General features: G+C 71.5%; 1 protein-coding gene and 2 pseudogenes. All 3 read left to right on the top strand.

Annotated features, from left to right (window positions below):
- Positions 1 to 147, top strand: a pseudogene (locus tag ISP_RS17510) (Crp/Fnr family transcriptional regulator); the annotation flags it as partial.
- Positions 147 to 314 (top strand): hypothetical protein, encoded by a 168-nt coding sequence (locus ISP_RS17505; protein ID WP_155258926.1) that lies wholly within the window; start codon positions 147 to 149, stop codon positions 312 to 314. The pseudogene ISP_RS17510 and the gene ISP_RS17505, both read left to right, overlap by 1 nt.
- Before the next feature lie 4 nt (positions 315 to 318).
- Positions 319 to 530, top strand: a pseudogene (locus tag ISP_RS17500) (Crp/Fnr family transcriptional regulator); the annotation flags it as partial.

Here is a 530-nt window from a genome sequence, read left to right as displayed (position 1 = left end):
TACCAACCCGGACTCAACGTCCGCTTCATGGGCATCAACGACCAAGCCATCATCTCCTACCTCGTCTCCGCCTACTACTCCGCCGCGGTGCTGGTGCCCGACGCCCTCGCCGTCCTCGAAAACGCCGAAATCGGCCGGGAGGGATGATGCCCGAGCCCGTCACCCCGCCCCGCCACCCCGAGGCACCCGGCCGCCCGCCCGCCTTGCCCGCCTCGGCGTTCGGGCCGACCGGGCTGGGCACCACCGCCGCCCGGATCGTCCGCGCACCGGCGGCACCCGCCCGCCCGAAACCCCCGAACCCGACCGGCGCGTGACCCCGTGACCCTCACCGAAGAAACGACGTCGGTGCAGCTGTCGCTGAGTGTCCGCGCCGCCCGGACCCTGAGCACCACCACCAAAACCCTGCCGCAAATGCGCGGCATCACCACCCGCTGGCTGCTCTCCCAGCTCCCGTGGGTCGAGGTCCCCGCCGGGTCCTACCGCGTCAACCGGCGCCTCACCTACACCCTCGGCGACGGCAAACTCTCCTT

Source organism: Amycolatopsis mediterranei, assembly GCF_026017845.1.
GTDB lineage: Bacteria > Actinomycetota > Actinomycetes > Mycobacteriales > Pseudonocardiaceae > Amycolatopsis > Amycolatopsis mediterranei.
Note: the sequence above shows the minus strand (reverse complement) of the source record. Positions and strands in the feature narration are given on the sequence as shown.